The following is a 14,005-nucleotide window of genomic DNA, read 5'->3' as shown; positions in this document are numbered from 1 at the left end:
TCAGTCTGCCTTGCTGACGGTCACGCCGGTGCGCTTGAGCGCCAGCGCCAAGGCATCGGCCAGGTTGGCCTTGGTCACGATCCCCTGCAGGTCCAGGCCCAGATGCACGATGGTTTGCGCAATCTGCGGGCGCACGCCGCTGATGATGGCGTCGGCCCCCATCAGCCGGATCGCGGTCACGGTCTTGAGCAGATGCTGTGCCACCAGGGTGTCCACGGTGGGCACGCCGGTGATGTCGATGATGGCGATTTCCGAGCCGGTGTCGACAATGCGTTGCAACAGCGACTCCATCACCACCTGGGTGCGCTGCGAATCCAGTGTGCCGATCATCGGCAGCGCCAGCACGCCGTCCCACAGCTTCACCACCGGGGTGGACAGCTCCAGCATCTCTTCCTGCTGACGCACGATGATGTCTTCGCGGGTCTTCTGGAAGACCTTCACGGTGTACAAGCCCAGGCGGTCGAGCAATTCCGACAACGCCCACAACTGCTGGCCCAGTTCTTCCGGGGTACTGGCGTATTCGCGCTGCACCAGCGCAAACAACACGCGCTTGAGCGAAAAGATGAAGTTGGCGGTTTCCTGCGAATCGAAACCACGCGTGGCGCGGTCGCGCGAGAGATGTTCCAGGAAGCGACGCACCTCGCTCCATTCAGCACTGTCCAGGCTGCTACCGTCGTGCTTCAACGATGCCACCAGCAAGCGCAGGAATTCGCCGGCCTGCGCTTCGAATTCCTGCCGCGACAGACGCGCATCGTTGCCCAGGCTGGACTCCAACCATGCGGCCAGCAACGCATGTTCCTGGCCACCAATCGCATCGATCGAGCGCTGCTGCAATGCCACCATGAGATCACCCACCAAAAGAAAAGAGGTTGGGCATGCGGGCTGGACTGCGCCCTGACCGACGCGGCGCCCCCACGCCGATGCGCAGCAGAATAAAGCAATTCAGATTGACCAACCAGCGAGCCAACCTGTAGCAGTCATCCGGCCCACGGGCGCAGTGTGACATTGCCGCGCGCACGCCGAACGTGCGCCGGTCCACGCCTGCGGACATGCACTGCACCAGCGCCCGTGCAAGGCAACACGCCAACCGGTCGGCGTGCCATCACCCCGGGCCCTGGCGATGGCCGATCGACGGCGCGTCACTGCGTTTTGAGCCTGCGGCGATGCTCTTCCGATCGGCATTGCCACTGCCATGGCGAGCTCCATCAGGACACTGGAGACCAAACAGGACCAAACGCCGCAGAAACGGCAGTGCGTGGCGCTGCGCCCTGCGCCTGCACGCAGGGCATGCACTTGCGTCATCGCCCTGCCGACGGTGTGGCGGCACGTCCAAAGCGGGAGGGTGTGCCGGCATGAATGCCGCCGCGTTGCACAAGAGCAATGAGCGTGCTCTTGACGCCGGATGCAGCGCCGCGCATCCAGCGTGGTGCCCGAACGCACGCCACGATCGCCAATGTCCACCCACCCCGGCGACAAACGCCGTTGGATCATGCCGATCGCTACCCTATAGCCCGTAACGCTCCACCGCATCCAGATGCGGCTGCGGATCCTGGCCGCAGGCCTCGGCAAGCCGCAGCCAGCACATCGGATGCGACCAGCGCGAGGTCGTGCATCGCAGGACGCGATGCAGTTCCTGCGGGGCGACGTTTTCCGGAAGCGCCACGGTGAACAACACGCCCGGCAGTCCGGATGTTGCATCCTCCGGGTTGAACGCGTCCGGATGGTCCGGGTCGACCACGCGGTAGTCGTCGCGACTGTGCAGCCACATCTTCCAGCCGCGCATTTCCAGGTCTGCACGCATCGCCTCGATCACCTCGTCGCCAGGATGCACGCCGTCCACCAGCCAGCTATTGGCATAGCCACCCGGTTGCAGCACATGCACCTGCGCGTAGGTCGGCACGAAACGCTCGCGTTCGGCTTCGTCTTCCGGCGGCGGATACAACAGTTCCGCGTCGAACACCACCCAGTCGCCGACATGCTGGCGCCGATGCGCAGGCGCGTTTTCGACGATGCGTGCAGTGACCGGGCCGGTGCGGCGCGCGTAGTACTCGGCCACTTCGCCGTCATCCATGCAACGAATGATCACCCAGCCCCAGGTCTCTTCGACTACGCCGCTGGTGCTGCTCAGCTCCATGCCAATGGCCTGCGCAGAGGCACGCACCGCGTCCCAATCCTGCGCCGCACTGGCCGCCGTCATGTGATCCCAATGCGCAGAACGCGGTTCTTCCAGCAGCTCGGTAAGTTGCCGATAGACCGCGGCGGCCTCGGCAAACCGGCCGGTATCGAGATACATGCGCGCCAACAAGCCGCGTGCGCCGTGCGAGCCGGGCGATAGCTCCAACAGTGCCGTGCAGGCCTGCTCCAGCGCCGGCCAGTCGCCCAGCCGCTGCGCCAGCTGCGCCTCGCACCACAATGCCGCCACCGGCGCCTGTGGGCGATACAGCTGTGCCAGCCGGCGCACACCGGCTTCATCGCCGCGGCCCAGCAACAGATTCATCAGCCGGAAGGTGGGGCTGGTTTCGCGATCGGCATGCCGCTGCACGAATGACCACAGCAACGCGATCGCTTCCTCGTCGGCCGCACAGGCACTCAAGGCAGAAGCAGTGGTGTCGACAAGCTCGGCATCGTCCGGACAGTCAGTGACGGCCTGCAGCAACCACTGCGCTTCGCGCTCGGGATTGCGCACCACATCATCGCCCTGCGCGTTCAACCATTCCAGCAACTGCGCGGCAGCGACCGGTGACTCCTCGCCCACCGATACGGCTGCGATGCGCGCAGCCCAACCGTCCAGCGCCAGCGTGGCACCACGGTCCTGTCGCAACTTGGGCAGATGCGCACGTGCAAGCGCCAGATGCCTGCGCGCGGTCCACACCGCGCCGCGTTGCAGCGCCAGTCCGATCGCAAGCTCGGCCGCTTCGATCAGGATGCGATGCGCGCCAACCTGCGCGTAATGGTCGAGCATCTGCTGCACGCGGCTGCCCAGGTCCCAGCTATTGCGCTCGGGCGCGCGCGCCACCAGCACCGCCACCGCACGCAGCCAGTGCAGGCGATAACGCGGCGCAATCTCGCGCCATGGCAGCAACGCTTCCATGGCTTCGTCATCGCGCTGCAACAGCGCCAACGCGCGTGCCTTCTGCAGGCGCCGCGGCTGGCTGCAATTGGCCCACTCGGCACCTTCGCGCGCGGCGTCGCGTTCGCGCTGTTCCACCAGCGCCAGCGCTTCCTGCGCACGCCCAAGCGCAAGCAGGATCGAGATGCGCATGTCCGGCACGCCGTCGTAGATTTCGCCGCCATGGTCCAGGATGGCCTGCGACTGCTGCTCCAGGTACTGCAGCGCCGCGTCACCGCGCCCGTCGTCGAGCAATGCATCGGCTTTTTCGCAGCTCAGGCACTGGTAACACGACCAGCTCGGGTCGATGCGGCCCAGGGTTTCGTCGCACACCGCGATACGTTCTTCCACCCAACCCGGGCCATCGATGTTGGCATAACACGCGGCCAGGTCCTGGGTCACGCAGACCGATTGCGGGCACTCCACTGCGTCGGCGCGATGCGCACGCTCGAACAGCGCCACCGCATCGCCCAGCGCACGCTCGCCTTCGCACAGGTTGCCGACCCGGTTGCGCATTTCCCAATGCCCGACGAACACCTCCAGCCACGGGTTGGCCAGCGTCTTGCCCAGCGCACGTGCCTCCGGCAACAAGGCCTCGGCGCGGTCGATCTGCAGATCGCAGATGTGGTCGGTCAGCCGCGTCAGCAACTGCGCATTTTGCGGCTGCCCGGCTTCGCCCAGATCGTCCTGCAGTTTTTCTACCCAGTTCCAGATTTCCATCGTGCCGCTCCTGCGATGCGGCGCTTCAGCGCGCCAGCAATTGGGTCACGGTCTCGGCGAAATCGCCGAAGGCCTTGTTGAGATCGGAAACACCTGATTCGGTGCTGCCCGGCTGCGGCTGCGTACGCCCCTGCGCCGCGACGATCACCTTGAGCGCACGCAGCAAGCGCGCCGCCACCGCGGCCTGCGGGTTGCCTGCGCGCTGCGCGCCCAGCAAGGCCTGCAGCGCCGGATTATCCAGATTCAGATACAGCCGCTGGGTCTGCCGCGCTTGGATGCGCGCGGTGAATTGCCGCGCCAGGCGCAACGCGGCGGTAGAGACACGCTTGTCGTTTTCGTCCTGCTCCAGGCGGCGTTTGAGCTCGGCCTCGCGGTCGGGCACTACCACCAACGGCAGTTCCTGCGGGCTGAAACGCGCCGGCACCAGCGCTTCGCCATCGCCCAGGTGCTGTTCCAGCCAAACCAGTTCATCGGCCGGCAGCGTGTCCAGCTGGAACAACTGGCGGTTGCCCTGCTCGGTGCCCAGCTCGACCAGACGCACACCCTTGACCTGCGCCCAGCGCCGCAGAAACGGCACCACCGCATACCGGTTGCCGTAGGCCACCGGCACGCCCATCGCACGGAACAGCATTTCTTCGAATCCGCTGTCGCTATCGAGGATCACGTGCACCGCACCGCGCGATGGCAATTGCTGCGCCGGCAGATCGCCTTGCGACGTCGGTACCCGCACGTGTTCCAGCAGCAATTCGAACAGGCGCTCATCGCACAGTGCCGCGCCCAGCAGAGCTTCGTTATGACGCAACAGGATGCGTCGCCATGCCTCCGGTTGCTGGCGCGCCACATCGGCCAGACCCTGCACCAAGGCTTCGGACAAGGCGTGCTGCACCGCGATATAGACCGTATCGCGCTGCAGGTCTTCGCGGCTTGCGGTAGGCGTCAACCGATTGGATTCGATCACCCCACCGATGAAGCCCGCCCACGGCGGCAGCAGTTCGCGCGCGTTGTCATCCAGCAACATGCCGCGCAGGAACACCGACAGATTGCGGTTGTCGCTGGTGCCGTAGGTCGCACCGTCCTGCACCCACAACAGGCCGACCGCATCGCTGCCCTCTTCCGCACGCACCGGCATGCAGCACAACGGCTCGAAATTGCGCTCAAAGCGCGCGGCGAACTCGCGTTGCCGGCGCCAGGCCTGCACCGGATGCAACGGTACGGCGTCCTGCACGCGCCACGGCGGCGGCTCGGGATTGATCGGCTGCGTTGCGGCGCCGATCCAGATCCGCTCGCGCAACAGCGCGCAATAGCGCGACAGAATCTCGCGCAGCCGCCCTTCCTGAGCCAACGACAGATAATCGCCGTGTAGTTCCAGCACCACCTCGGTGCCCACCTGCGCATGCGCAGGAATCGGGCTGACCGTGTACTGCTCGGCGTTGCTGGAGATGTAGCAATAGCCCAGCGTGGGAGACTGGTAGGAGGTGGTGCGCACGGTCACCCGCCGCGCCAATACGAAGGCGGACAAGAAGCCCAGCCCGAACATTCCGATCAGGCCGCTGTCCTCGTGGCCGCCCTGGCGCAGCCCACGCGTATAGCCCACGCCCACGGTGGCCAGGTAGTCGTGGATTTCCTGCTGGGTCAGTCCGGCACCGGTATCGACGATGCGCACGATGCCTTGCGCGGTATCGGCATGCACCTCGATGCGCGATTGGCCGTCCCAATCGGGTTGTTCCAGACGACGACGCAGGATGGAATCGTGCGCGTTCTGCACCAGCTCGCGCAGCGCCACCACCGGGGTGGAGTACAGGTGCTTGCCGAGGACCGACATCAGTCCATTGAGATCGACGCCTGCCCGGCGGATCTGCGAGGCGTCGGTCGCCTCGGGAGTGGGATCTTGCATGATCGGTCGTCGTTTCCTTGGCGACGACGCCCATCCTCGGACGCGTCCCCCTGGGTGCCAGTGCCAGCCGGAAAGGATAGCCGGAACCCACATTGCACGCACGTCTCAGTTTGACCCCTGGCCTCCGTTGCGTACAGCGACGCGCACTGCACCGCACGCCGGGTTGACCCACCACGGATCGGTAGCGCTACCAATCCGTGGGTTGCGGAGATTACCGCTGCAGGGTCTCCATCGGCGCCTCATTGAAGTGCTGGCGATAGCCCTTGGCCAACGCCGAACGGCTGCCGACGCCCCAGCGACTGGCCGCCTGCAACACACTGCCGCAGCCGCCTTCGGCCAGCAGTTCGTCGCGGATGCTTTGCATCCGGTAGCGGCGCAGCACCTGCGTCGGCGATAGCCCGGTAGCCGACTTGAACGCTTGCTGCAGCGCGCGCCCGGTGACCCCGATCTGTGCGGCCACTTCGTTGATCGACAGATCCGAGCGATGCGCATTGGTGATCATGTAGCTGTAGGCGCGCCGATACTTGGCCGGCAACCGGGCGGAGATATCGTCGCTGACGTGCGCCGGGGTGCCGCTTTCCAGCAAGCGCGGTGCCTGCACTTCGCTGCGCAGGCACTGCACCGCGCCCAGCGCGTAGCGGTTGTAGAGCAGCAACGCTTGTTCGGTGCGCCCCATCGCCTGGCTGATCTTGGCCTGGCAGTACTCGAACTCCAGGTTCCAGCGCGGCGCATGATGTCGGCCGGCACCGGCCAGCGCACGCTCGGCCAGATCGGCACGGCCCACCGCCAATGCCGCCAGCGCCAGTTCCACCTGCGCGTCCTGACGCGCACACGGCGGGCAGCCGGTGGCTGCGGCCGGCAATGCGTCGATCTGCGCGTCGAAGCCGAAGGTGTCGCCGCCGGCAATACGCAACAGGCTGCGTACATGCCGCATGCGCTGCGCAAGCACCGGCATGCTCTCTGCCAGATCGGCGATGCAGGCGCGCAGGTCGCTGGGCTCGAAGGCATGCGTGGCATCTTCCTGGCGCAGCGTGGCTTGCCAGAACACATGGTCGCTCATGCGGTCGGAGCGACGGATACGCAGCTGCGCAATCATGTCCAGACGCAGCGCAGTGGCAATCCGCAGCCAGTCCGACGCGCCGCTCTCCAGGTCGGCCAGCACCTCGCGGGCACGCTCCAGGGTCTGTAAGGCCAACGTGCTCTGGCCCAGATGGAAGTGGGTGAGCGATTTGCCCAACAGGCTCTCGCCGCACAGGCTGGGCGGCGTTTCGCGGTCCATTGCCAACTGCGCGAAGCAATTCAACGCCGCGCTCAGGCGCCGCTGGCTCAGCATCAACCAGGCGGTGTTCCGGCACGACAGCAGGCGCAATTGGCGCTGATGCCCGCGCATGGCCTTCAAGGCCTGCCGATACGCATCTTCGGCCTCTTCCTGATATTCCAGGATCAGCAACGCATCGCCGCTGGCACCGAACAAGCTGACCTCATCGTCGGCGCCATCCGCTGCGCCCTGTCCGTCGCGTCGCTGTTGGAGATGTTGCAGTCCCTGTGGCCAAGCACCAACCAGCATCCTGCTCGTATAGGTAGGAAGACGTTCTGCGTATGACAACGCAGAGATCGCTGCAAAGTAGGTGGAAAGGATCATGCCGGTCTCTCTCTTTGGGGGGCGGAGCAAAAGACAACAGGCGCCGAACTCGCTGGCGCAAACGATTGTATGCAGCGGATCCAATAGAATTTCCCTCTGAAAGCCATTGAAAAAATCAAAAAAGCTCACTCTGTCAAACAACCATGTGATGCGTTTTCTCCCGACGCAAAGCGCATTTGCACATCGTTGGCATTGTCGTACGCCAGACATTTCGCGCCATCCGGTTGAGTATTGATATCGCCGGTCTACGCCAATCCCCAGGCACAGTCGGACAACGTCTGCGAACGCGCCGCTTCCATGCGCATTGATGGTCATCGGCGATGTTCAACACGATGCACCGTGACTGTACGGACACGTACGCCGAAGCGTTTTTGATCGCGAGAAGCGGGCATGCCACGAAGGAAAATCGCTGCTGACCTATTCCAGCCGCGCGCGATCCCACGACCAATCGCAATAGATTGGTCTAGACCTCGGCAACCGGATGCCTCTGCCCGCGCGCGTCGGTCCATGCTTACTCGCTACTGCATGACGCGCATGGCGCAATTGCATGCGTCCCAGACATGCCCGCTATGTAAGAGCTCTGTTACGTCTAAATGAGCGCGAGTTAAAGCCGATGTCGACAAATCCGAAGACGCGTACGCAAGCGTGAAACTTTTGGTCTCTGCAATGGTACATACCATTCGTCCAGCTCCACTGGACTCTCCCCCGCCAACCGACTGGTCCGACGATGCAGCGATCTTTGAAGATGGATTTTGTCCTGGCATTGGCCGACCCGCACCGGCGCCCGTCCCATGCGTGGCTTGTACGCCGACACGCGAAGGCCGCCTGAATGAACGACCACTCCCCCTCCAATGCCGGATCGGTGTTCCTGTTGACGCAGGACGCGCGCCTGACCTCGCAGGTCAACGCCAGCCTTGCACCGCTCGCACGCAACGTCTCGACGTTTTCCGATGAACTGGAGCTCCTGCGTTCGCTGCGGCACTCGCCGTGCGAGCTGCTGATCTTCGATGCCAGCTGTGTCGCCGCCGATGACAGTTCACTGCTGGCCTGGCAGCGCTGCCATAGCGGCCAGCCCACGCCGCTGATCGTGCTTGGCCGTTTCGATTGCGCCGACAACATTCTGGCCTGGTATCGCGCAGGCGCGCAGGAGGTCCTTGCGCTGCCTTTCAATTCGCATGAGTTGCACGTGCGCGCGGCCCTGGCGATATCGCCGGTGGCGCATGCCTGCCCGGAGACGCAGCACCTGAGCGTGGGTCCCTACAAGCTGATCCGCGATGAAAATACCGTCTACCTGGAAGGCAAGCCGATCGCGTTGACCGCACGCGAGTTCTCGATTGCCTGGCTGCTCTTTTCCAGCCCCGGCGTGTGCTTCCGGCGTTGCCAGCTGGCCAAGGCGGTCTGGGGCAGCCATACCGAATTCACCGACCGCACCATGGAGCAGCACATCTACAAGTTGCGCAAGAAACTGCAGCTGAGCGGTGACAGCAGCGCGGTGCGCATCAGAACCGTCTATTCGCACGGCTACAAGCTGGAGCTCGCGTTGCACGATACCGAGGCAACGACAATGAGCAAGTCCGTTAGCCCAAGTCTTGGCCCTGCACATCACGCAGCCGCCTGCTGAGCAAGCGCACCGCTGCAGATGCGACCTGCGACCTGCGACCTGCATTGCGCAGTCTCGCCTGCGTGACAGCGAAGGGTGCTTGATGACAGGACGGGCGTCGGCACGCCATCGACGACGGAGCGGCCTGCACGCGCGCACTCGGCCCGCAAGCTGTGCCGTCATTCAAGTTCTGCAGGTACCGGCCATGCGGCTGACTGCATCGTTCACTGCACAGCGTGGGATGCACGCTGATCGGCGTTGAGCGACGTCGCTGCATCTGTGAGCAGGCGTGGCAGCGACGAATGCGGCGCTGCCTGCTGCGCCGGGACTGTCCAGCGAAACACGCTTCAAGCATGTCGCTGTGTCTCCGCCGTCCATCTCTGGGGATCGGATGCGGACGCCCACTCTGCAGAGCGCAGACTTGGCAACTCTCACGCACGCAGGCCGTGACCTTGCGCCTATGCGCCACGCGCAATGGCACGATTGGCACATTCACACACGACAACGGCGCAGGGAACTCCTGCGCCGTTGTCCGCTTTCATAACGCGCGAATTACTGCTTGGGATTTTCGCCGTACTGGTTCGGGCCGGGCGTGCCTTCGATGCACATGAAGACCAGCAACACGAAAGCACCGACGTACGGCACCAGGCTGATCAGATAAAACCAGCCGGACTTGTCCTGGTCGTGCAGGCGGCGCACCGTGACTGCAATACCGGGCACGATCAACGCCAGACAAACGATCACCATGACCGCACAGATCAGCCAAGCCAGCGCACCCGGGCCGTTCTCGTTCCCCATCACCACTGCCGCGACGGCGAACAGGCCGCCAAACACGAACAGCACCAGGAGCTGCATCAGCGCGAACATCCAGTATTCCTTGCGGCGCGAGCGACCGTTGAAGTCGGCGTAACGCTTGAGCGGCAGCAACATCCATTCCATCGTGATTCTCCTGAAAACGCAGTGAGTGGTGTCTGTGGTCCGGTGCACAGTGCAACGGGCCGCGCATGTTGCCATAGCCCCACTCTTTCTGAAAACGCTTTCTCGACAACCAACTATCAAATCCCGGCGTTTGTCCGACAAACGGCTTGCGGGCGTCAGGTCGCCCCGCGACGCATGCCATGCGCGCCTCCCGCAGCACGTCTGAAAGACACGCGATGACCTCTGCACTCAGCGTTTCTTGAGGGTGGCGGCACAGCCGCACCAGTGGTGACCAAGCCGGACGATCATCGATGGTCGCCCGGCAGCCGGCCGAGACGATGGCGGCAGGCTGGCCCCGGACATGGCAAAGACTTCCGACGCATTCGCAGGTCGCCAACCCGGCCTATCGCAACATCCGCGCGGTGCGCGGCTTCAGTCGGCCGCCGCTTCCAATGCCTGGCTCAGGCGCTCCACGGCAATGATTTCCATGCCCTTGATGCTGGTGGTCTTGGGCGCATTGGCGCGGGGCACGATGGCGCGCTTGAAGCCATGCGTCGCCGCTTCCTTCAGGCGGTCCTCGCCATTGGGCACCGGGCGGATTTCGCCGGACAGGCCCACTTCGCCGAACGCGATGGTCTTTTCGGACAGCGGCCGGTCGCGCAGCGACGACAGCACCGCCAGCAGCACCGGCAAATCGGCCGCGGTTTCCTGCACGCGGATGCCGCCCACCACATTGACGAACACGTCCTGATCGCCCACCACGATGCCTCCATGGCGATGCAGTACCGCCAGCAGCATCGCCAGCCGGTTCTGCTCCAGACCCACCGCCACCCGACGCGGGTTGGACAACGGCGAGGCATCCACCAGCGCCTGCACCTCCACCATCAGCGGGCGGGTGCCTTCGCGGGTGACCATCACGCAACTGCCCGGCTGCTGGGTGCTGCCGCCGGACAGGAAGATCGCCGACGGGTTGGAGACTTCCTTGAGGCCCTTCTCGCCCATCGCGAACACGCCCAATTCGTTGACCGCACCAAAGCGGTTCTTGAACGCGCGCAACAGGCGGAACCGGCTACCGCTCTCGCCTTCGAAATACAGCACCGCATCGACCATGTGCTCGAGCACGCGTGGCCCGGCGATGCCGCCTTCCTTGGTCACATGGCCGACCAGAAACACCGCGGTACCGGTTTCCTTGGCGTAGCGCACCAGCCGCGCTGCGCTCTCGCGCACCTGGCTCACCGAGCCTGGCGCTGCGGTCAACGATTCGGTCCACAAGGTCTGTACCGAATCGGCCACGATCAGCTTCGGTCGCGCCACGCTGGCGTGCTGCAGGATGTTTTCGATGCCGGTTTCGGCCAGGGCGTTCAGGCCTTCCAGCGGCAGGTCCAGGCGCACAGCGCGCCCGGCCACCTGGGCCAGCGATTCCTCGCCGGTCACATACAACACCGGCAACGTGGAGGCCATGCTCGCCAGCGCCTGCAGCAGCAGCGTCGACTTGCCGATGCCGGGATCGCCGCCGATGAGCACCACCGCACCTTCCACCAGCCCGCCACCCAGCACCCGATCGAACTCGCCGATACCGGTGGACACACGCGCCTGCTCGGACTGCTGCACGTCCTTGAGCGCGGTGATCTTGGGCGCCTCGGCCTTGCCGGCCCAGCCGCTACGTCGCGATGCCGCTGGCGACGCCTTGCCGCCCGGCGCGGCGCTCTCGAGCACGATTTCGCTCAGCGCGTTCCAGACACCGCATTCGGTGCACTGGCCCTGCCACTTGGTGTACTCGGCACCGCACTCGCCGCAGACATAGGCCGTTTTCGCCTTCGCCATCGCTCTTGCCCATCGTTATTGAAGCAGCAGGATAGTGGCTGACGGTCTCAGTGTGCGCGACGCAGGACTTTGCGGATTCGGGATTCGGGATTCGGGATTCGGGATTCGGGATTCGGGATTCGGGATTCGGGATTCGGGATTCGGAAAAGTCGACGATTTGCTGATGCGCAGTGCAAGCGGTGATCGGCTGCGCTCACACAACGGCGGCATGACCGGTGACGACCGGCCATGCCGCTTGGATTCCACTGATCCCACGTCGGGCAACGACGTGGGCGTGCGCCACTTAGCGCGCCTTGTACAACTCGCTCAGGCGATCCGGCTTGCCGGCGATACGCTCCAGATGCGGATACAGCAGACCGCCGTGGTAGTCGATACGGACGGTTTCGTAGCGGTCGCCGCGCTTGACTAGCAGTTCGATCGGCGCAGTGGTGCCCTTGGCCGCCTTGATCGCATCCTTGATCACATCGGCGCTGAAGGCGCGGCCGTTGACGGCCACCAGGGTATTGCCGTTGATGATGCCGGCATTGAATGCCGGGCTGTCCCACAACACTTCGTTGACTTCGCCCGAGCCCTCCAGCGACAGGCCCAGCGAATAGGTCAGGCTGACGTCGTTCTCGTTGCTCTCGTAGGTCTTGATCGCCAGGTTCGGTTCGTCGTTGTAGACCAGCTTCCAGCCATTGGCTTCGATGCCGCCATTCAACGAACCGTGCCCGTCCATGCGCTCGCGCAACAGGCTGGCCCAGTCGTAGGCGGCCACGCCGTTGAGCGTGCTGACGATGTCGTCGAAGGTATACGGATTGACGTCCCAATCGCCGTTCTTCATGCCGAAGAACGCCTTGGCGAAATCGTCGATGGAACGCTTGTTGTTGGTGAGCGCGCGCAGCTTGCTATCCACTTCCAGCCACATCATCTGGCCGCCGGAGTAGTAGTCCTCGCTCATCTGGTAGCTGCGGTACGCCTTGGGACGCCGCATCGACATGGTCGGGTCGTTGGTGGTGTCCTGCACCGTGCGCCAGGCCATGCCGGGGCGGCCGCGCTCGTAGGTTGCCGCCACGCCGGCCAGCATGTCGCGTGCCTGGTCCTGCGTCCACAGGCCGGAACGTGCGGCCACCACTTCGCCCCAGAACTGGGTCTGGCCCTCGTACAGCCACAGCAGGCTGTCGCCCATCGGCACGTTGAAGTTCGGCGTCGCCAGGTCGGCGCCACGGCGGTACTTGCCGTTCCAGGAGTGGTTGAACTCGTGCGCCAGCAGGTCGCGCATGGTCCAGCTCTTGTCCCACTCGGTGAAGTAATTCGGCGGGCCGCTGTTTTCGCTGGAACGGTGATGCTCCAGGCCGATGCCGCCCAGCTTCTTGGTCAGCGCCAGCAGGAATTCGTAATGGTCGAAGTGACGCGCGCCGTACAGCTTGTCCATCTGCTGCACCAACGCGGCGTGTGCCTTGATCTGCTCGGGCTTGGCCTCCAGCGATTTGGCTTCATCGGCGAACACGTTGAGGTAGACCGGCTGCTTGCCGGTGCTCAGCTCCACGCGCTTGTAGTACTTGCCGGCGAACATCGGCGAATCGACCAGGTCGTCGAAATCGATCGGCTTGAAGCTCACCGTGTCGCCGACGCGGCGATCGGTTTCCAGTGCCGTGGCATAGCTCCAGCCGGCCGGCAGCGTGACGCTGGCCTGCGCCTTGATGTTGCGCGCGAAATAGCCGGCCGGATACAGCGCCGTGGTGTTCCACTGCAGGTTGAGCATTTCCGGGGTCATCATCACCCGGCCCTGGTTGCCGGCCTGCGGCGAGAGGAACTTGAACTCGGCCGTCAGCTCGGTGGCGCCCTGAGGCACGTCCACCTTGAACGCATAGACATCGAATTGGTCGCGTTTCCAGGGCACCACCTTGCCATCGACCTTGATCACCAGACCGGCGAGCTTGTCGATCGGTCCGGTCGGCGAATGGTTGCCGGGAATCCACTGCGGGTACAGCAGCGTCATCGGGCCCGGCTTGGCCGGCATAGTGGCCTTGACCTTGAAGATGCGGTGCGCCAGATCGGTGGCGTCCACGTCGATCTTCAAGGTGCCGTCGAACGGCACGTCCTGCGGCGGTGCGGTTTGCGCAGCCGCCGGCAGCGACAACGCCGCCAACAACGACACGGACAACAGGGTGGGCATTTTCATCGCAACTCCGCAGGTGACCTGGACAGGCAAGCCCACGATGCTAAGCGCCTGCCTGTGCTTGACCGTATGCCATTGGTCATGCTGCGGGCGATTGACGCGTAAAAAAAAGGCCGCCAGTCACTTGGCGACCTCTT

General features: G+C 64.3%; 8 protein-coding genes. 1 reads left to right on the top strand and 7 read right to left on the bottom strand.

The genetic code is table 11. The features are described from left to right. The 4 genes from ACDH77_RS06095 to ACDH77_RS06080 form a co-directional block, all read right to left on the bottom strand. Complete coding sequence (locus tag ACDH77_RS06095; protein ID WP_011346773.1) at positions 1-843, bottom strand: STAS domain-containing protein; 843 nt, start codon at positions 841-843, stop codon at positions 1-3. A gap of 661 nt (positions 844-1,504) precedes the next feature. Further along, positions 1,505-3,829 (bottom strand): tetratricopeptide repeat protein, encoded by a 2,325-nt coding sequence (locus tag ACDH77_RS06090; protein WP_031421613.1) that lies wholly within the window; start codon positions 3,827-3,829, stop codon positions 1,505-1,507. 25 nt (positions 3,830-3,854) lie between these two features. Next, positions 3,855-5,723 (bottom strand): ATP-binding protein, encoded by a 1,869-nt coding sequence (locus tag ACDH77_RS06085; RefSeq protein ID WP_031421611.1) that lies wholly within the window; start codon positions 5,721-5,723, stop codon positions 3,855-3,857. 211 nt (positions 5,724-5,934) lie between these two features. Next, complete coding sequence (locus ACDH77_RS06080; protein ID WP_017156588.1) at positions 5,935-7,290, bottom strand: helix-turn-helix transcriptional regulator; 1,356 nt, start codon at positions 7,288-7,290, stop codon at positions 5,935-5,937. Between the two features lie 904 nt (positions 7,291-8,194). On the opposite strand from ACDH77_RS06080, the gene ACDH77_RS06075 reads away from it, so the two are divergent. After that, on the top strand, positions 8,195-8,986 hold the full coding sequence (locus ACDH77_RS06075) for a response regulator transcription factor (RefSeq protein ID WP_008571091.1): 792 nt from the start codon (positions 8,195-8,197) through the stop codon (positions 8,984-8,986). 531 nt (positions 8,987-9,517) lie between these two features. Here the strand turns inward: ACDH77_RS06075 and ACDH77_RS06070 are convergent. The 3 genes from ACDH77_RS06070 to ACDH77_RS06060 form a co-directional block, all read right to left on the bottom strand. Continuing rightward, positions 9,518-9,904: a DUF805 domain-containing protein gene (locus tag ACDH77_RS06070; protein ID WP_031421609.1), complete on the bottom strand. Its 387-nt coding sequence runs from the start codon at positions 9,902-9,904 to the stop codon at positions 9,518-9,520. Between the two features lie 411 nt (positions 9,905-10,315). Next, a complete protein-coding gene (gene radA, locus ACDH77_RS06065; protein ID WP_031421607.1) occupies positions 10,316-11,707 on the bottom strand; it encodes a DNA repair protein RadA in 1,392 nt (463 codons plus the stop codon). Positions 11,708-11,990: 283 nt separating this feature from the next. Next, positions 11,991-13,871, bottom strand: a complete 1,881-nt coding sequence (locus ACDH77_RS06060) for a M61 family metallopeptidase (protein WP_031421605.1) — start codon at positions 13,869-13,871, stop codon at positions 11,991-11,993. Positions 13,872-14,005: the final 134 nt, after the last annotated feature.

The organism is Xanthomonas axonopodis pv. maculifoliigardeniae, assembly GCF_041519315.1.
Classification (GTDB): domain Bacteria; phylum Pseudomonadota; class Gammaproteobacteria; order Xanthomonadales; family Xanthomonadaceae; genus Xanthomonas; species Xanthomonas euvesicatoria.
Note: the sequence above shows the minus strand (reverse complement) of the source record. Positions and strands in the feature narration are given on the sequence as shown.

What these genes read in the sequence shown, in the direction of transcription:
- ACDH77_RS06095 (WP_011346773.1), bottom strand. Translation starts at nt 843, where the DNA reads ATGGTGGCATTGCAGCAGCGCTCGATCGATGCGATTGGTGGCCAGGAA.
- ACDH77_RS06090 (WP_031421613.1), bottom strand. Translation starts at nt 3,829, where the DNA reads ATGGAAATCTGGAACTGGGTAGAAAAACTGCAGGACGATCTGGGCGAA.
- ACDH77_RS06085 (WP_031421611.1), bottom strand. Translation starts at nt 5,723, where the DNA reads ATGCAAGATCCCACTCCCGAGGCGACCGACGCCTCGCAGATCCGCCGG.
- ACDH77_RS06080 (WP_017156588.1), bottom strand. Translation starts at nt 7,290, where the DNA reads ATGCTGGTTGGTGCTTGGCCACAGGGACTGCAACATCTCCAACAGCGA.
- ACDH77_RS06075 (WP_008571091.1), top strand. Translation starts at nt 8,195, where the DNA reads ATGAACGACCACTCCCCCTCCAATGCCGGATCGGTGTTCCTGTTGACG.
- ACDH77_RS06070 (WP_031421609.1), bottom strand. Translation starts at nt 9,904, where the DNA reads ATGGAATGGATGTTGCTGCCGCTCAAGCGTTACGCCGACTTCAACGGT.
- radA (WP_031421607.1), bottom strand. Translation starts at nt 11,707, where the DNA reads ATGGCGAAGGCGAAAACGGCCTATGTCTGCGGCGAGTGCGGTGCCGAG.
- ACDH77_RS06060 (WP_031421605.1), bottom strand. Translation starts at nt 13,871, where the DNA reads ATGAAAATGCCCACCCTGTTGTCCGTGTCGTTGTTGGCGGCGTTGTCG.